The organism is Halorubrum sp. Hd13, from assembly GCF_002252755.1.
GTDB lineage: Archaea > Halobacteriota > Halobacteria > Halobacteriales > Haloferacaceae > Halorubrum.
Genome location: NZ_NHOY01000055.1, coordinates 17,608 through 35,572 on the forward strand (window position 1 = coordinate 17,608; position 17,965 = coordinate 35,572).

The window sequence follows — 17,965 nt, forward strand, 5'->3', positions numbered from 1 at the left end:
TGACGGTCTACTCCGCGATGAGGCTCTCGCCGTCGAAGTCGGCGTCGGCGTCGACGTCCATCAGGTCCAGAATCGTCGGCGCGACGTCGAAGAGGTTCGAGCCCGCGACGTCGACGTCGGGGTCAGTCGTGTACAGCAGCGAGTTCTCGAACTTGTGCATCCCGTTTCGCGGCCCCTCGGTGAAGACGGCCTCCTTGCCCCCGAAGCCGGACTTCAGGTCGAAGCCGTCCGCGGGGATGACGACGAGGTCCGGCGCGATCTCGTCGTGGGCGCCGTCGAAGGCGTCCTCGCCGTTCACGATCCGCTTGCACACCTGCCGGCCGTCGGGGCCGGTGAGCCCCTCCAGGTCGGCGCGGAGCTCATCGCGGACCGCCTCGTACTCCGACTCGGGGACGACGCCCTCGGGTTCGCGGCCCTCGAGATTGAGGTAGAAGCGCCCGGGGATGAGCGAGTACGCCCGCGCCTCGTCGTCGATGTCCTCGAGCGAGTCGTGGTCGTCATCGTCGTACGAGAGCCAGCCCTCGCCGGCGAGGAACTCGTTGCAGTTCACCTCCCACTCCAGCTCGGTGAAGCCGTGGTCGGAGGCGACGATCAGCGTCGTGTCGTCGTCGAGCGAGTCGCGGATCTCGCCGATGTAACCGTCGAGCGTGCGGTAGAAGTCGAGGAAGTCGTCGCCGTACGTCCCGTCGTTCGCGTAGTCGCCGAACAGGAAGTGGTTGACCCGGTCGGTGCTCATGAACACGCCGAAAAACAGGTCCCAGTCGTCCTGATCGAGGTAGTGGGTGAACACGTCCTGTCGGGCGTCGAGGGTGGCGTGAGCGTTCTCGATGAACTCGCTCTTGTCCTCGTCGTGGCCGAGCTTCGCGTTCACGTCGATGCGGTAGTCCCGGTCTTCGAGCACCCGCTCGACCGCGTCGTCGCTCGCGGCGGCGTCGAGCCCGGGCGAGAGGAAGCCGGAGACCTGTCGCTGGATCCGCGTCGACGGCGGGAAGGTGACGGGGACGTTGAGCACGGTCGCGTCCCGGCCCGCGTCGGTGACGCGGTCCCACAGCCGCGTCGCCTTCACGTGCCGCCCCATCGGGACGTACGTCTCGTAGGAGTCGACCTCGCGGTCTTGGAAGCCGTACACGCCCGTCTCGCCGGGGTTCACGCCGGTCGTGAGGCTCGGCCAGCACGCGCTCGACTCGGGCGGTACGATGCTCTCCAAGCGCCCGGCCGATCCCGTCTCGGCGATGTCGGTCAGGTTCTCGAACACGTCGGGGTGCTCCTGAACGAGGTCGTACGGTACGCCGTCGATGCCGAGGAAGACGACGCGCTCGTCGTCGTCGCCGCGCAGCCGGTCGAACAGTCCCATGACCCGGTAGTCCGGTTCCGCCGACATATCCCTTGTGCTACGCCGAGCGGGACCCGATCGCCGGGAGCGACGGCGCGGTTCGGATTCAGAAGGCCTATTTCGCTTCGCACTGACACTCAGCCCGTATGAGCGATGACTTCCCGGCGAGCGTCGACGTCGATTACACCGACGGCGAGGGCGAGGATCCGGCGGACTACCCGTCGTTGCAACACAAGCTGGAGAAGGCGATCGAGGTCACGCGGCGGGGGCTCGAGCAGTACGAGAACCCGGCGGTGATGTGGACCGGCGGGAAGGACTCGACGCTGACGCTGTACTTCATCAATCAGGTGGCCGAGGAGTACGGCTACGAGAAGCCGACCGCCGTCTTCATCGACCACTTCCAGCACTTCGACTCGATCACCGACTTCGTCGAGCGCTGGGCCGACGAGTGGGAGATCGACCTGGTGTACGCCCGCAACGAGGACGTCGGCGCCTACGTCGACGACCACGGGCTCGAACCCGGCGACGACATCCCCGTCGACGCTCTCTCCGAGCACAACCAGCACCACATCCGCGAGATTCTCGAGTACGAGGAGGAGTCGTTCCCGTTCCTGTTGGACACGTACGTGGGGAATCACCTGCTGAAGACGGTCGCGCTCAACGACGCGCTCGAAGAGTACGACATCGACGGGGTCATCTCGGGCGTGCGGTGGGACGAACAGGAGGCGCGCGCGGACGAGACGTTCTTCTCGCCGCGCCACGACCCGGAGCTGTTCCCGCCGCACGACCGCATCCAACCCATCCTGCAGTTCGCCGAGGCCGACGTCTGGGAGGCGTTCTGGAACTACGTCGTCCCCGACACGGTCGAGGCGTTCCCCGACGAGGGGTACGTCCCCGACTCGGCCGAGGACCTCCCCGACGGAGTCACCCAGGAAGACGTCCCCATCTCGCCGAAGTACTTCGCGGGCTTCCGCTCGCTCGGCAGCGAGGTGTCCACGGACAAGACGACCGAGGAACCGGCGTGGCTCCAAGACCTCGAGGGGACGACCGAGCGCGCCGGCCGCGCTCAGGACAAAGAGGACCTGATGGAGCGGCTCCGCGACCTCGGCTACATGTAACGCTCGGCGGGACCTCTCGTTCCGACGCCGACGGTCGATCCGTTCGACTATCCGCCCGTTTCCGGTCGGCGACCCACGCGCTGACCGTCGACGACGCGAACCGCACCGCTTTTGTTTTAGGCCCACCTAAATGGTCCGACGGTCACTGATATCCACCCCTGTTCCGAGCCAGCGTCGGATCCAGAGGCACACGAGTTCCCAGACATCGGATCCAGAGGCACACGAGTCCCCGACGTATCGGCCCGCGAACCCCCCGACACGTCGATGCTCCGGGCGATCCGGGACCGCGGTCGGAGGGAATGCGAGCGACGTGACCGTCGACGACGTTCGAGCGGACCACCCACATGTCACACACCGAATCCGACACCGACGAGACCGAGCGCACAGTCATTCGAACCGGCCGCGACTTCGAACAGGAGTACCGGCTGGACGCGAGCGAGGCGGGCAAGTTCCTGATCGAGCTCGGCGAACAGCTCCGCGACGGGGACGAACTGACGATCGCAACCGACGAGTGGGAGCTCCCGTTCGCGTTCGGTGAGCCGGTCGAACTCGAGATCGACTTCGAGGGCGTCGGCGAGCCCGAACTCGAGGTCGAACTGGCGCTCCCGGGTCGAACGGACGAGGAAGCGCCGAACGTCGAGTGAGACGGCCCGCCGTCGTTTTGGCGGCGTTTCGGCGGCGCTCCCGCTCGTTCAGGTCGCGCGGGGCTAGCCTCACCGGCGCACGTCCGCGGCACGCGCAGCGGTCCGCGTTCAGCGGTCCGCGTTCAATTCCCCGCGTTCAGCGATCCGCGAGCTGAATCCCCCGCGCGACGACGTACATCAGCGTGATCCCGGTGCCGACGGCGATCACGAACTGCGAGACGACGGTGAGGAATCCGACGAGCAGGGAGCTCCCGCCGACCAGCAGGGAGATCAGGAACAACAGCAGGGCCGCACCGCCGAACAGGACGATGAGGCCCGCGAGCGGGAACGCCTCCGCTCGGATCTGCCGGACGTCCAACTCTCCCGATTCGGGGTCGATAAACGGAGGTGACGACATAGCGGGGAAGGGACGCCGACACGCATAACATAGGTGGGCGCTCTGAGAGCCCCACTACCGAGCCCCGCAGAGCCCGAATCGCCCGGCGGGTAGCGAATCGTCAGCCCGGGTACACGGGGAATCACGGGCCACTCCGGTATCGGGCGGCTGAGCGCGTCTCCGCCGGTGGTCGTTCGAGGCGGTCGGCGTCGCGCTCGGCCCCCTCCGCCGGTGTGCGAGGCCCCGGTTCCCCGGATCGGACCAGAAACGTCTTTTCGCCCGGCGGTGAAACCGCGGTATGTTCGGGACGAGCGGCGTCCGTGGACGCGTCGGCGACGAGATCACCGCGAGCCTCGCGCTCGACGTCGGCCGCGCGCTCGCGACGGACGGCGCCGACACCGTCGTTCTCGGCCGGGACGCGCGCGAGAGCGGGCGAACGCTGAGCCGCGCCCTCTCCGCCGGAATCACCGAGTGCGGCGGCGACGTCGTCGACGTCGGCGTCCAGTCGACGCCGACCGTCGCCCGCGCGGTCGTCGCCGAGGGCGCGGACGCCGGCGTCGTCGTCACCGCCTCGCACAACCCGGCGCCCGACAACGGGATCAAGCTCTGGAGCGCGGACGGCAGCGCGTTCGACGAGGACGCGAACGCCCGGATCGCGGACGTCGTCGAGGCGGAGGCGTTCGAGTTCGCGGCGTGGGACGAGCTCGGGTCCCACCGCCGGCTGGAGGGCGCCCGGGACCGCCACGAGCGCGCCCTCCGGGAGTCGGTCGCGCTCCCGGACGACCTCGCCGTCGTCGTCGACCTCGGGAACGGCGTCGGGCGCGTCACCGCCGACGCGCTCCACGCGGCCGGCTGCGACGTGGAGACGCTCAACGCCCAGCGAGACGGTCGGTTCCCGGGGCGGCCGAGCGAGCCGACCGCCGAGAACTGCGCGACGGCCCGCGCGGTCGTCGAGGCGACCGACGCGGACCTCGGGGTCGTCCACGACGGCGACGCCGACCGGCTGATGGCGATCGACGAGCGCGGACGGTTCGTCTCGGGGGACGCGCTGCTCGCGCTGTTCGCCCGGCGGGAGGCCGAGGCGGGCGACCGCGTGGCGGTGCCGGTCGACACGAGCCTCCTCGTCGCCGACGCGCTCGCCGAGGTCGGCGCCGAGGTGACGTACACGCCCGTCGGCGACGCGTACGTGGCCGCCGAGACGCGGCAGCCGGACGTCGCGTTCGGCGGCGAACCCAGCGGCGCGTGGATCTGGCCCGACCGGACGCGCTGTCCCGACGGCCCGCTCGCCGCCTGCACGCTGGCCGCGCTGGTCGGCGCGGCGGGGTCGCTGGCCGGACTCGTCGACGACCTCCCGTCGTACCCGATCCGGCGGGACTCGATCCGACTCGACGAGAAGCGAGCCGTGGTCGACCGCGTCGCCGACCTCGCCCGCGAGGAGTTCGACGACGTGTCCGCGCTCGACGGGATACGAGTGGAGACGGAGGCGGGCTGGTTCCTCGTGCGAGCGAGCGGGACCGAGCCGCTGGTTCGGATCACCGCCGAGGCGCGGGACGAGAGCGACGCCGACGAGCTGTTCGCGACCGCCCGCGGGCTCGTGGACCGAGCGAGCGACGCGGACTGACCGCGATCTCCCGGCAATCCTCCCGCCGTCCCCGCGGAATCATATACGAGACGCACGTGTGTGGGAGCGTATGACAACCCTGCCGTCCGAGACCGTCGGTGACGCGTACACGGAATCGACCGCGTGGGAGCTGCTCGGCGACCTCGCAGACCTCGGCGATCGGATGCCCGGCCACGAGGGCGAGGCCGCGGGGGCGTCGCTCGTGGCCGAGGCGTTCGAGGACGCGGGGCTCGACGAGGTCTCGACGACGCCGTTCCCGATCCCCGGCTGGTGGCGCGGGGAGGCCTCCCTCACCGTCGATCGCGGCGGCCGATCGACGACGTTCGACGGGAGCCACGAGCTCGTCGAGCTTCCGGGCACGCCGTCGGGGACGGTCACCGGGAGTATCGTCGACATGGGTCACGGCCTCCCGGAGGACTTCGAGGGCGTCGACCTCTCGGGATGCATCGCGATGGCGTCGAGCCTCACCCCCGACGACTACGACCGGTGGGTCCACCGGAGCGAGAAGTACGACTACGCGGCCGAGTCGGGCGCGGAGGGGTTCCTGTTTTACAACCACATCGAGGGGGCGCTCCCGCCGACCGGCGACGTCGGCCACACGAACGGGCCGGGGCCGATCCCGGCCGTCGGGCTGAGCAAGGAGCTCGGCGACCGACTCGTGCGCCACTGCGACGACGCCGAGGCGGACCGCGGCGTCGAGGCGACGCTCTCGGTCGAGGCGCGGAACGAGCCGGCCACCTCCGCGAACGTCGAGGCCGTCGTCGGCCCCGACACCGACGAGGAGGTGTTGTACACCGCGCACGTGGACGCCCACGACGTGGGTGTCGGCGCGAACGACAACGGGTTCGGGTCGGCGCTCGTCGTCGGCGTGGGCCGGGCGCTCGCGTCGATCGAAGACGAGCTCGAGACGCGCGTCCGGCTCCTCGTCTTCGGGGCCGAGGAGACCGGGCTCTACGGCTCGTACTACTGGTCGCACACCCACGACCTCGACCGCGTGAAATGCGTCGTTAACATGGACGGCGCGGGCTACTCGCGGGACCTCGAGATCTACCCCCACGGCGCGCCGGAGATCGGCGAGGCGTTCGAGGAGGTGAGCGACGAGTTCGGCGTGCCGATCGCGGTCGAGGACGGGCTCCGCCCGCACAGCGACCACTGGCCGTTCGCCCAGCGCGGCGTCGCCGCGGCGCAGGGCCGCTCGACCGCCGAGGACAGCGGCCGGGGGTGGGGCCACACGCACGGCGACACCCTCGACAAGCTCGACGTCCGGGACTTACGCGAGCTGACGGTGCTGTCCGCGGCGGGGGTCGCGAAACTGGCCGAGGCGGACCGCGAGGTCGCGGGCCGCGACCCCGAGTCGGTGAAAGAGGAGACGATAGCGGAGGGCCACGACGTCGGGATGAAGGCGACGGACTCCTGGCCGTGGGGCGACGACCGACCGTGGCCGTGGGCCGACGAGCTGCAGTGACCGGGCGGATCGCCCGCCACGAGGGACTCCGGATCCCCGTCGGCGACGAGACCGTCGCGGCGACCCGCTACGAGCCCGTCGACGAGCCCGGTCCGTCGCCGGCGCTCCTCAACTACGTGCCGTACCCGCAACAGGACAGCATCACGTACGGCGGGTACGACCCGCTCAACCGGTACCTCGCCGCCCGGGGCTACGAGGTTATCGCGGCCGACATGGTCGGCACGGGCGGGTCGACGGGGTTCATCGACGAACCGTTCACGCGCCGGGAGGGCGAAGAGCCGGCCGCGATCGTCGACTGGCTGGCCGACCGCCCGTGGACGACCGGGAAGGTCGGGATGTTCGGGAAGTCCTACGGCGGGATCACCGCGCTCGACGCCGCCGCGCAGCGCCCGGACGCGCTCGAGGCGATCGTCCCGATCCACACCCCGTTCGAGGGGGTCAGGAACGCGTACACCTACGGCGGCCTCTTCGAGCTGCTCACCATCGGGATGGACTGGCTCACGCTGATGCAGGCGCTCGACGCGAAACCGCCCTCGGATCCGTCCGGCGACCCGGCGTCGCTCGACGCGTGGCTGGAACGGCTCGGTCAACTCGACGACCGCGACCCGTGGCTGTTCCAGTTCCTCGACGCCGGCCCCGACGGGGAGTACTGGGCGGACAAAGCGATACCGGTCGAGCGGATCGACGTGCCCGTCCTCGCCGTCGACGGCTGGCGCGACCCCTACACCGAAGACACGCTCCGGTACGTCGACCGGATCGACGCGCCGACCCGCGTCCTGCTCGGCCCGTGGCGCCACCGGATGCCCCACCGCGGCCGCGAGTCGGCCGTCGACTTCCGCCGGCAGGTGGCCGACTGGTTCGACCGGTTCCTGCGCGACGCGGACACCGGCGTCCTCGATCACCCGCCCTACCGGGTCTGGACCGAGCGGGAGGGCGGCGGGACTCGCGCGGGGGTCTGGCGCGGGCTCGACGCGTGGCCGACCCTCGGCGACGGGGGCGCGGACCGGATGGCGTTCGCGCTCACGCCGGACGGGCTCGCGGCCGATGGCGCCGACGTTCCCGACGGCGCCGACGTCCTCGACTGGGACGACGAATTCGACGGGTCGACCGCGACGGCTCGCGAGTTCTCGGAAGCGGCCGCGTTCGCCTGTGAGCCGGACCCGACCGTCGGGCTCGCCTCCGTCGACCCGTACGGCGCGGCGACCGCGCCGCCGCTCACGAACGACGACGACGCGCGGACGCTCGCGTTCGACACCGACCCGCTCGACCGGCCCGTGGAGCTCACCGGGACGGGCGAGGTCGAACTCCGGATCGAATCTCCCGTCCCGGACCCGACGGTCGTCGTGCGACTGGTCGACGTCGACCCCGCCGGTCGGGGTCGGACGGTCGCGCACGGGGCGGTCCGCGGCGCCTTCCGCGACGGGCTGGACTCTCGAGACCCGCTGCCGACGGACGAGGAGACGGACCTCGCTGTCGCGCTGGAGCCGACGTCGCACCTGTTCGAGGCGGGTCACCGGATCCGACTCGCGGTCGGGACGGCGCTCTTCCCCGAGGTGGCGGCGATTCCCGGACCGGACGGGCCGTCGCTCGGCGAGCCGATCACGGTTCGGTCGAGCCCGGCCGCGCCGTCTCGCCTGCGGTTCCCCGGCCGCCGGCACGCGGCGGCCGACCCCGCGTTCGCCGACGCGATCCGGATGGCGGGACCGGACGAGGAACGGATCTCCGCGCGCGCCGAGCGGGCGACCGGATCGACCGAGTGGGAGACGTCGCGGACGCACGTCTCGGACGGGGTCCGCGCCGTCAAGTCGAGCGAGCAGCGCGTCGACCTCCCGCACGGAGCGTTCGCCGCCGAGTCGACTCACGAGGCGACGGTCGACGGGGGCGATCCGGCGTCGATCGACGCCCGGAACCACCACCGGATGACCGTCGAGAACGACCTCGGAACGTTCCTCGTGGACGCGACGAGCCGGATCTCCCCGTCGGAGTGTCGCGTCCGGACGACGGTCGCTCACGAGGGAACCACGCTGTACGAGGGCGAGTGGACCCGGTGAGTGACCGGCGGTCTCGTCCGCGCCGCGGTCGCCTCCGCCCGCCGGCGTGCGCCGCGGTCGCGTCTGTCCGCTCGCCCGCCGGAGCACAAGTCAGCACATAAACTGATAGTGCCGGGCCCACTCGAAGCGACGTGATGACCGCTCGAAACGACGACCACCGAGGGCACGACGGGGGAGACCGATGAAGGTCGGCACGGCCGAGGCCGGCCCCGGCGAGACGGCGACCGGGCACCGGACGGTGACGGAGCTCCCGGTCGGGGGGTCAGAGGACCTCCCGGTGACGGTGCTCAACGGCGGCGAGACCGGTCCGACGGTGTGGGTAACGGGCACGATCCACGGCGACGAGCCGACCGGAACGGCGGTGATACACGACCTCTCGGAGCGAGTCGACGTCGCCGAGCTCGCGGGGGCGGTCGTCTGTCTCCCGGTGATGAACCCCACGGGGTTCCGAACCGCCTCCCGGACGTCCTCCTATCACGGCGACGACCCCAACCGCTACTTCGGTCGTGACGACGGCTCGAAGACGCCGCCGCGCGTCCAACAGGTGATCTGCGACCGGATATACGACGACATCCGCGCGACGGCCGACGCGCTCGTCTCGCTTCACACCTCGTGGGTCGCGACCCACCCATACACCATTCAGCCGCGGGTCTCGTACGGCGAGGACCGGAGCGTCTCGGACGCGGCGGTGCTCCGCGACCGGCTCATCGAACTGACGGAGGCCTTCGGGCTGCCGGTCGTCAACCAGTTCCCGCCGGACGAGACCGAGACCCGCGATCTCCAGCACTCGCTCAGCGGCGCGGCCGTCGCCGACGGGATCCTCGCGTTCACGCCGGAGCTCGGCGGCCGGCTCGTCGTCGAGCGCGACGTCGTCGCGGCGGCCGTCGACGGCGTCTGGAACGTCCTCCACGCGCTCGAAATGGTTGACCGGCCCGCCGACCGGCACCCCGAGTTCGCGTTCGACCGCGACGGCGACCTCAGGCGGTTCGACGGTCCCCACACCGACGTCGCGGGGATCGTCCGCTATCGGGCGACGGAGGGCGACTTCGTCGAGGCGGGCGACGTCGTCGCCGAAATCGTCGACCAGCACGGCGAGCTGAAGTCCGAAGTCGCCGCCGACCGCGACGGATACGTCCTCAGCCGCCGCGAGCGCGCCGCGGTGTACGAGAACGACGTGCTACTCGACATGGCGGTCCCCGACGACGACCCGCTGTTGGTCGAGTCGGAGTGAGGCCGTTCGCCCCGGTCCCTCGGACGGGCCGGCCCTTTCGCCGCCTTCAGCGGGCGAACACCGCGCGGTCGGGGGACGAGGCCGAATCGAACGCGGGCTCGGTGTTTCGATTGTTTATAATTAACGACCATGAGGATATGTGGGTTCAGAAATAGGGGCCAAAACAGTACATTCCCAGGGTGAAACGGCGGTTGTCTCCCACGTTATATGCATAAAAGACTGCTGAAGCGGATGGGCCGTAAATTTATATACTATCTCCTGAAATGGTAGGCCGTTCCATGGTCCTGTCAGACGAGGACGTTAATCGACGCAAGTTCCTGAAAGCGACGACTGCGGGCGGTACGGCCGGTCTCACGGCCCTCGCCGGCTGTAGCGGCGGCGACGGCGGCGACGGCGGCGACGGCGGCGACGGCGGCGACGGCAACGACAGCAGCGAGGACGGCAGCGACGGCGGCGACGAAGCCGGCAACGAGGGAAGTAACCTCCCGACGTACACCTACGTCAACAACGCGCAGAGCTACAACCCACCGCGACACGACGCGATCAACCTCATCGCGAGCCAGTTCGGTGACGAGCTCGGCCTCGACATGGAGGTCGACGTGCTCGAGTGGGGGACGCTGTTCAGTCGCGTCTCCCAGGAGTACAACTACAGCTTCGCGACGTGGCACACGTTCTTCGTCTCGGAGCCGGTGACCGAGCTGAACAACCTGTTCAACTCGGGGAACACCGACCCCGGCGAGGGCAACTACTCGGGGTACGAGAACCCCGACCTCGACGAGCTGATGGGCAACTACCTGGGCGAGCCGGACGCCGACACCCGGATCGACCAGTGTCACGAGATCCAGCAGATCCTGATGGACGACGTGCCGACGATGCCCATTACCCAGATGCCCCAGGCGGCCATCTTCAACAGCAACCAGGTGAGCAACTGGCAGGCGGACCTCGCGAACGGGTTCAACTCGTACTGGACGATGATCAACCTGGAGATGGAGGGCGACACGAGCACCCTGAAGGGGTACTGGCCGGAGACGCTCTCGACGATGAACGTGCTCGGGCACAACGACGAGAGCAAGCACGTCTACCAGTTCAACATGATGTACGACTTCCTGGTCCAGCTCAACAACAACGCCGAGCCGGACCCGGAAGTCAGCCTCGCGACCGACTGGAACCGCGTCGACGAGACCACGATGGAGTACACGATCCGGACCGACCACTCGTGGCACGACGGCGAGGACCTCACGGCCGAGGACGTCGCGTTCACGTACAACTACATCAACGACAACGAGGTGCCGCTGTACTCCACGCAGTCGCAGTACATCGACAGCGCGGAGGTCGTCGACGAGGAGACGGTTCGGATCAACATGGCCGAGGCGCTCGGGCCGTTCAACCTCGCGGTCGCGAACCTCCTCCCGATCATCCCCGAGCACATGTGGGCCGACCGGGACAACCCCAGTCAGGCGAACATCGAGGAGCCCGTCGGGAGCGGTCCGATGATGTTCGACTACTGGGAGCAGGGCAGCGAGTTCGGGATGGTCAAGTTCGACGACCACTTCGCGCCCGTCAGCTTCGAAGAGCGCTTCTGGCGCGTCATCCCCGAGGCGTCGACGGTGTGGGAGAACCTCATCAACGGCGAACTCAACTACGAGCCGTTCGGCCGGATCGACCGCCAGCTCGACCAGAACCAGGACAACGAGAACATCGGGACCCAGTTCCAAACCGCTCCGACGTTCTGGATGTTCACCCCCAACGAGCGCCAGGAGGGACTCGGCGACGTCCAGATGCGGAAGGCGCTGGTCGAGGCCATCCCGCGGACGGCCATCGTCGACCAGATCCTGTTCGGCTTCCCGGAGCGCGGGTTCAACATCGTCTCGCCGGCGTTCGGGCCGCTCCACACCGAGGACGTCACCGAGTACGAGGAGAGCATCGACGCCGCCCGGAGCCGGCTCGAGGAGGCCGGCTACACGTGGAACGACGACGGCGCCATTCAGGCGCCTGAGTAGAGCGAACGGCCGTTCCACGGCTTTATCGACACAAAGTTTAAACGAATAACTGTGATACCAGTGAGCAAGTAACATGGGAAAAGCTAGTTTCGTCGTCAGGCGCACGCTCCAGCTCGTGGTGACGCTGTGGGCCGTCGGGACGGTCCTGTTCGGGCTGTTCAGGCTCATGCCCGGCGATCCGACGTCGTACGTGATCTCCTCGCAGATGACGCAGGAGGCCCGCAGACAGCTCATCGAGAGCTACGGACTCAACGACCCGTTGTACATCCAGTACTTCCGGTTCCTCGAGAACCTCGTCGTGTTGAACTTCGGCCAGTCGTTCCACTCGAACCAACCGGTCACCGACGTCATCGCGACGTACCTGCCGAACACGCTCGTGCTCATGCTGACGGCGTTCGTCATCGCGTACGCCATCGGCATCACGCTCGGGGTGTTGTCGGGGTGGTACCGCGGCTCCCGCTTCGAGCGGAGCACGGTCATCACCGCCCTGACCGCCCGCAGCGTGCCGACGTTCTACGTCGGCCTCATCGTGCTGTGGATCTTCGGCGCGACCTTCGGCGTCATCCCGATGAGCGGGATGACCAGTCTCGGCACCGGCGGGCAGAGCACTGGGTTCCTCGATATGGTGTTCACGATGGACTTCGTCCGTCACCTCATCGCCCCGGCGGCGGTGCTCGCCTTCTACTACATGGGGTACCCGCTGTTGATCATGCGCTCGAGCATGCTCGAGGTGCTCTCCGAGGACTTCATCGACGTCTGTCGCGCGAAGGGACTCAAAGAGCGGACGATCATGTTCAAACACGCCGCCCGCAACGCCCTCCTGCCGATCATCACCGCGGCGGCGATCGCCCTCGGCTACGCCGTCGGGGGGAGCGTCCTCATCGAGACGGTGTTCGCGTGGCCCGGTATCGGCCGGGAGATGGTCCGCGCGGTGCTCCGACGCGACTTCCCCGTCGCGCAGGGGACGTTCATCGTGCTCGCGTCGACCATCATCTTCCTGAACTTCCTCGCGGACCTCGCGTACGGCTACCTCGACCCGCGGGTGACTTACGACTAACACAATGGCCCAAAAAGAACAATCGAGCCAGTCGATATTCACCGACCTCGACGACGCCAGTACCGACGCGGAGGTCAACAAGTGGCAGCGGACGTTCCGCCTCTGGCGGGAGACCCTCCGAGAACACTGGGGGATGCTGACCGACGAGCTGTCGGTCAAGCTCTCGATGCTCACGGTGGCGGGGTTCGTCGTCATCGCCATCTTCGCGCCGTACATCGCGACCCACCAGCCCCTCGTCCGGCAGTACCAGGGCGACGCCGGGGTCCTCATCGACAAGTGGGTGGAGCCGTCGCTGCTCGGCGCGGACTCCGAGTACCTGCTCGGAACGACGGCCGCGGGCTACGACATCTTCAGTCAGCTCGTGTACGGCACGCGCGCGGCGCTGATGGTCGGCATCATCGCCGCGGTGTTCACCGCGGGGATCGGTACCCTCGTCGGGCTCGTCGCGGGCTACTACGGCGGGAAGGTCGACGACGCGCTGATGCGGCTCGTCGACTTCCTCTACGGGATGCCGCTGCTCCCGACGGTCATCGTCCTCGTCGCGGTGTTGGGGCCGAACCTCTGGAACATCATCCTCGCGCTGATCGTCCTCCAGTGGCGCTCGACCGCCCGCGTCATCCGCTCGCAGTCGCTGTCGCTCCGTGAGCGCCCGTTCGTGAAGGCCGCAGAGGTCGCCGGCGCCAGCGACTGGCACATCATCAGCAGACACCTCGCGCCCAACGTGCTCCCGATGACGTTCCTCTACGGGTCGTTCGGCATCGCGTGGGCCATCCTCGCCGAGGCCGGCGTCTCCTTCATCGGTCTCGGCGACCCCAACACGGTCTCGTGGGGAACGATGCTGCAGGCCTCCCGCGCCTACTCCGCGCTCTCGTTCGGGGCGTGGTGGTGGTTCGTGCCGCCGGGAATCTGCATCGGCCTGCTCGTCATCAGCGGTTTCCTCATCGGCCGCGGCTACGAAGAGATCACGAACCCCAAACTACAATGAGCCAATTGGAAGTCGAAGACCTCGAAGTCTACTACGAGACCGAAGACGGGCCGGCACAGGCGGTCGACGGCGTCTCCTTCGAACTCGAACAGGGGGAGAACCTCGGCATCGTCGGCGAGTCGGGCTGCGGGAAGACCACGCTCGCGAAGGCGATCATCGGTATCCTCCCCGACGCCGGCTACATCAACAACGGGAGCATCAACTTCAAAGGCGACGACCTGACGGAGATGCCCGAGCCCCAGCGCCGCCGCCTCAAGTGGGAGGAGATCTCCATGATCGCCCAGTCGGCGATGAACTCGCTGGATCCGGTGTACACCATCCGCGAGCAGATCGTCGAGGCGATCGAGACCCACCGGCCGGGAACCGGCCGCGTGGAATCCGAGGAGATCGTCACGGAGATGTTCGAGCTCGTCGGGTTGGACCCGGAGCGCGCCGACGACTACCCCCACCAGTTCTCCGGGGGGATGCGCCAGCGCGCCATGATCGCGATGGCGCTCGCGCTCGAACCGTCGCTGATGCTGGCGGACGAGCCCACCACGGCGCTCGACGTCATCATGCAAGACCAGATCCTCAAGCGGATCGGCTCGATCCAAGAGGAGATCAACTCCTCGATGCTAGTCATCACGCACGACGTGAGCGTCGTCGCCGAGACCTGTGACCGCGTCATCGTGATGTACGCCGGGAAGGTCGCCGAGGAAGGTCCGGTCGAAGAGATATTCGACCAACCGTATCACCCGTACACGATCGGGCTGAAGCGCGCGTTCCCGAACATCCGACAGAGCAACCAAGACCTCCTCTCCATCTCGGGGTACCCGCCGGAACTCATCGATCCGCCGCAGGGGTGCCGGTTCGCCGAGCGCTGTCCGATGGCGACGGACCGGTGCCGAGAGGAGGAGCCCGAGGCCCACTACGAGAACGGGCTCCGGTCGTACTGTCACTACGCGGACGAGATCGACACCGAGCTTCGGCCGTACGCGGATGACCCCGGGACGTGGAACCAGACGACCGCCGCCCCCGACGGTGGTGTCGAGGAATGAGCGGCAACGACGTCCTCCTCGAAGTCGAGGACCTGAAGAAACACTTCAAGGTCAATCAGGGCTGGATCGCGAGCCTGATGGAGTCGTTCGGCGGCGGCGGGCCCGACTACGTCCACGCGGTCGACGGGGTGAGCTTCGAGCTCCGCCAGGGGGAGACGCTCGGGCTGGCGGGCGAGTCGGGCTGCGGCAAGACCACGACCGGCATGTCGATGGTGAAGCTCCACGAGCCGACCGCCGGCGACATCGTCTACGACGACACGCGGCTCTCCGAGGCGAGCGACGCCGAGATCAAGCGGTTCAGGCAGAACGCGCAGATGATCTTCCAAGACCCCTTCGAGAGCCTGAACCCGCGGATGACGGTGTACGACACCGTCGCCGAGCCGCTGCGGATCCACGACATCCGCAACGAGACGGCGCGGGTCCAGCGCGCCCTGGAGTTCGCGGAGCTGCTCCCGCCCGAACAGTACTTCAACCAGTACCCGCACGAGCTGTCGGGCGGCCAGCGTCAGCGTGTCGCCATCGCGCGGGCGCTCGTGCTCGACCCGGACTTCATCGTCGCCGACGAGCCGGTGTCGATGCTCGACGTGAGCCTCCGTGCGGGCGTCCTCTCGCTTCTCGACCGGATGACCGAAGAGTTCGGCCTCTCAGTCGTCTACATCAGCCACGACCTCTCGCTGCTCCGGCACATGTGCGACCGGCTGGCGATCATGTACATGGGAAAGATCGTCGAGAAGGGCCCCACCGACCAGGTCATCGAGAACCCCCAGCACCCGTACACCCAGGCGCTCATCAACGCGGTCCCGGTCCCCGACCCCTCGGTGGGACGGGAGCGCGTCGAGCTCCAAGGGGAGGTCGGCGACATCGTCGACGTCCCGACCGGCTGTCGGTTCAAAGACCGGTGTCCCGACTACATCGGCGACGTCTGCGACCAGGTGGTGCCGCCGCTCGAGGCGAAGACGGCGTTCGAACAGGAGGTCGCCTGTCACCTCTACGAGAGCGCGGAGGGGTACGACCCCTACGAGGAGCTCGAGGGGAGGCCGTCCGCGGCGGCCGGTGACGGCGCCGAGTCGACGCCGGCCGACGACTAGGCCCGTTACTGCTTCTCGCGGATCGGCGCCGTCAGTCGGACGCCCGGCGCGGTCACCGCGAACGGGAGCCGCGACTTGTGTTTCTCGCAGACGCCCGTCACGGTTTCGCGGACGGTCCCGATCCGCGATATCGTCTCCAACACCTCGGGCGTGTAGTCCACGGCGAGCCCGTCGACGCGGCCGGCCCGCGCTCCGCCGTCGAGCCGGTACGCCTCGGCGACCGGGAACTCCGCGGAACCGCAGTCGGGCCGGTCCTCGCTCTTCCGGTCGATGTCCCTCGCGTAGAGGGCGCTCGGCGGGAACAACCCCTCCCGCTGGACGCGTTCGAACTCGTCGCGGAACCACGGCTCCCCGAACCGCTCGACGTACACGTCGGCGCCCTCGCGGAGCGCTCCGGGGTCGGCGTCGCCGGCGCCGACTTCGAGGTGGCGGGCGTGGATCCGCGGCGGCTCGGCGAACCCGAGGCTCGGGACGCTGTTGCCCGCCGGATAGGCGTCCTCCTCGGCGGCGGTGGTGGTGTTGTGGAGCCGTCGCTCGATCCGCCCGTCCGAGACCAGCCGCGTCGGCGTGGTCGGCTTCACCTCGGTGTCGTAGGCGCGGGCGGCCCACGAGCCGGCGCGGATCCCGTCCTCGATATCGAGGTCGTCGGGACCGATCCGGTCGCCGACGGCGTAGGGGCTCATCCCCATGTAGCAGGTGTCGGTCTCGAGGTAGTGCGACACGAAGTGGAACAGCTGGCCGGCCGCTTCAGGGCTCAACGCGACCGTCGCCTCCCCGGACGGCGCGTCGACCGGGTCGGCGCCCGACAGCGAGCGCGCGTCGGCCGCAGCGGTCGCGAACGCGTCACCCATCTCGTCGAGGAAGGCCGCCCCCGCCGTCGACCCGGCGTGACGGCTCACCTTCGGCCCGTCGGCGAGCGAGAGGCTGAAATCGACTTTCGCCCGGTCGAGCGTCGTGCGGACGACGCTCCCGGTCGTGGTGCCGACCGCCTCCTCGACGTGCGCGTCCGTGTAGTTCGCCCACCGGCGGTCGAGGGCGAGGTCGTCCGCCGCCGCGAGCCCGTCCTCCACCGCGGCGACCTTCTCGTCGAGCGGGCGGGCGTGTATCCCCTCGTCCGCCCAGCCGCCGTGGGTCCCCCGGTGAACCGTGTAGGCGTCGAACCGCCCGGGCTCCTCCTGCGCGAGCACCTCGCCGCTCCGGATCGCCCGGTCGGCGGCGTCGCGCAGGCTCTCCTCGTCGAGCGCGTTCGTGTAGCGGTAGTCGGCCGCGCCGTCGGCGAAGACGCGGAGCCACACGCCCGTCTCGGTGAACTCCGTCGCGTTCCGGGGGCCGTCGCCGGTGACGACGAGGTCGGTCTTCTCCTGGTAGACGCCGCCGACCTCCGCGTACGACACCGCGTCGTCCGCCTCGAACTCGTCGAGTAGCCAGTCCATCGCGTCCGACACGCTCTCGCGTCCGTCGCTCATGCTCGTGGTATCTCCGTTCACTCACATGAAACCCCGGACTCTCCGGCGGCGATTTCCGGGGACGGGGCCCGGACCGGCGCGGAGCGCGTCCCGCCGATCAGTTCCCGCCGTCCCGGCGCTGCTCCTCGGCTTTGGCCTCGTACTCCCTCGCCACTCGCTTCTCTTGGAGTTTCTTCCTGTACTCCCAGTAGCCGGCGCCGAAGACGAGGAGGCCGAGGACGACGCCCTGAATCGGCGCCCCGGCGATAGCGAAGTAGGCGACGGCGCCGACCGCGAACAGCAGCGAGAGCCCGAGGGTCGCCCTCGCCCACCGCTGTTTCGGCACGCGAGGGAGGTTCATGCACGTGAATCCGACGCGGGACGTATCAACGTTGGGCTTCGAGGGGCGCGTTCGGCTCTCTCCTATGCCCTCGCGGTCGGCGTTCGAGACCACGGGTCTACGGACCCACGGGCGGGCTACGGCCGTCGCCTCCGGACCCCGAGCCCACGAGAC

15 protein-coding genes are annotated in these 17,965 nt (G+C 68.8%); 11 read left to right on the forward strand and 4 right to left on the reverse strand.

Annotated elements, in window-relative coordinates; translation table 11 throughout:
* Positions 1-7 precede the first annotated feature (7 nt).
* Positions 8-1,354: an alkaline phosphatase family protein gene (locus tag DJ81_RS07690; protein WP_094589193.1), complete on the reverse strand. Its 1,347-nt coding sequence runs from the start codon at positions 1,352-1,354 to the stop codon at positions 8-10.
* Between the two features lie 125 nt (positions 1,355-1,479).
* Here DJ81_RS07690 and DJ81_RS07695 point away from each other — a divergent pair, with 125 nt between their 5' ends.
* Complete coding sequence (locus tag DJ81_RS07695; protein ID WP_094526714.1) at positions 1,480-2,451, forward strand: phosphoadenosine phosphosulfate reductase family protein; 972 nt, start codon at positions 1,480-1,482, stop codon at positions 2,449-2,451.
* 344 nt (positions 2,452-2,795) lie between these two features.
* Positions 2,796-3,095, forward strand: a complete 300-nt coding sequence (locus DJ81_RS07700) for an amphi-Trp domain-containing protein (RefSeq protein WP_094589195.1) — start codon at positions 2,796-2,798, stop codon at positions 3,093-3,095.
* A gap of 136 nt (positions 3,096-3,231) precedes the next feature.
* Here the strand turns inward: DJ81_RS07700 and DJ81_RS07705 are convergent, their stop codons facing one another.
* Entirely contained in the window at positions 3,232-3,492 is a 261-nt protein-coding gene (locus DJ81_RS07705; RefSeq protein ID WP_094526716.1) for a hypothetical protein, read from the reverse strand.
* A gap of 277 nt (positions 3,493-3,769) precedes the next feature.
* On the opposite strand from DJ81_RS07705, the gene glmM reads away from it, so the two are divergent.
* From glmM to DJ81_RS07750, 9 genes are all read left to right on the forward strand, one after another.
* Positions 3,770-5,092, forward strand: a complete 1,323-nt coding sequence (gene glmM, locus DJ81_RS07710; protein ID WP_094589197.1) for a phosphoglucosamine mutase — start codon at positions 3,770-3,772, stop codon at positions 5,090-5,092.
* A 70-nt stretch (positions 5,093-5,162) separates the two neighbouring features.
* Positions 5,163-6,557: a M28 family metallopeptidase gene (locus DJ81_RS07715; protein ID WP_094526718.1), complete on the forward strand. Its 1,395-nt coding sequence runs from the start codon at positions 5,163-5,165 to the stop codon at positions 6,555-6,557.
* Positions 6,554-8,608 (forward strand): CocE/NonD family hydrolase, encoded by a 2,055-nt coding sequence (locus DJ81_RS07720; RefSeq protein ID WP_141212552.1) that lies wholly within the window; start codon positions 6,554-6,556, stop codon positions 8,606-8,608. Before DJ81_RS07715 ends, DJ81_RS07720 begins: the two co-directional genes overlap by 4 nt.
* A gap of 181 nt (positions 8,609-8,789) precedes the next feature.
* A complete protein-coding gene (locus DJ81_RS07725; protein WP_094526720.1) occupies positions 8,790-9,839 on the forward strand; it encodes a succinylglutamate desuccinylase/aspartoacylase family protein in 1,050 nt (349 codons plus the stop codon).
* A gap of 278 nt (positions 9,840-10,117) precedes the next feature.
* Positions 10,118-11,839, forward strand: coding sequence for an ABC transporter substrate-binding protein (locus DJ81_RS07730; protein WP_094589200.1), 1,722 nt, complete (start codon positions 10,118-10,120; stop codon positions 11,837-11,839).
* Positions 11,840-11,912: 73 nt separating this feature from the next.
* Positions 11,913-12,896: an ABC transporter permease gene (locus tag DJ81_RS07735; RefSeq protein ID WP_094523997.1), complete on the forward strand. Its 984-nt coding sequence runs from the start codon at positions 11,913-11,915 to the stop codon at positions 12,894-12,896.
* Between the two features lie 4 nt (positions 12,897-12,900).
* Positions 12,901-13,881: an ABC transporter permease gene (locus DJ81_RS07740; RefSeq protein ID WP_094523998.1), complete on the forward strand. Its 981-nt coding sequence runs from the start codon at positions 12,901-12,903 to the stop codon at positions 13,879-13,881.
* Positions 13,878-14,918, forward strand: a complete 1,041-nt coding sequence (locus DJ81_RS07745; protein ID WP_094523999.1) for an ABC transporter ATP-binding protein — start codon at positions 13,878-13,880, stop codon at positions 14,916-14,918. Before DJ81_RS07740 ends, DJ81_RS07745 begins: the two co-directional genes overlap by 4 nt.
* On the forward strand, positions 14,915-16,006 hold the full coding sequence (locus tag DJ81_RS07750) for an ABC transporter ATP-binding protein (protein WP_094524000.1): 1,092 nt from the start codon (positions 14,915-14,917) through the stop codon (positions 16,004-16,006). Before DJ81_RS07745 ends, DJ81_RS07750 begins: the two co-directional genes overlap by 4 nt.
* Positions 16,007-16,011: 5 nt before the next feature.
* On the opposite strand, the gene DJ81_RS07755 is transcribed toward DJ81_RS07750, so the two are convergent.
* Both DJ81_RS07755 and DJ81_RS07760 read right to left on the reverse strand, forming a co-directional pair.
* Entirely contained in the window at positions 16,012-17,472 is a 1,461-nt protein-coding gene (locus DJ81_RS07755) for a metallopeptidase TldD-related protein (RefSeq protein ID WP_094589201.1), read from the reverse strand.
* Positions 17,473-17,569: 97 nt separating this feature from the next.
* On the reverse strand, positions 17,570-17,812 hold the full coding sequence (locus tag DJ81_RS07760; RefSeq protein ID WP_094524002.1) for a hypothetical protein: 243 nt from the start codon (positions 17,810-17,812) through the stop codon (positions 17,570-17,572).
* Between the last annotated feature and the right edge of the window lie 153 nt (positions 17,813-17,965).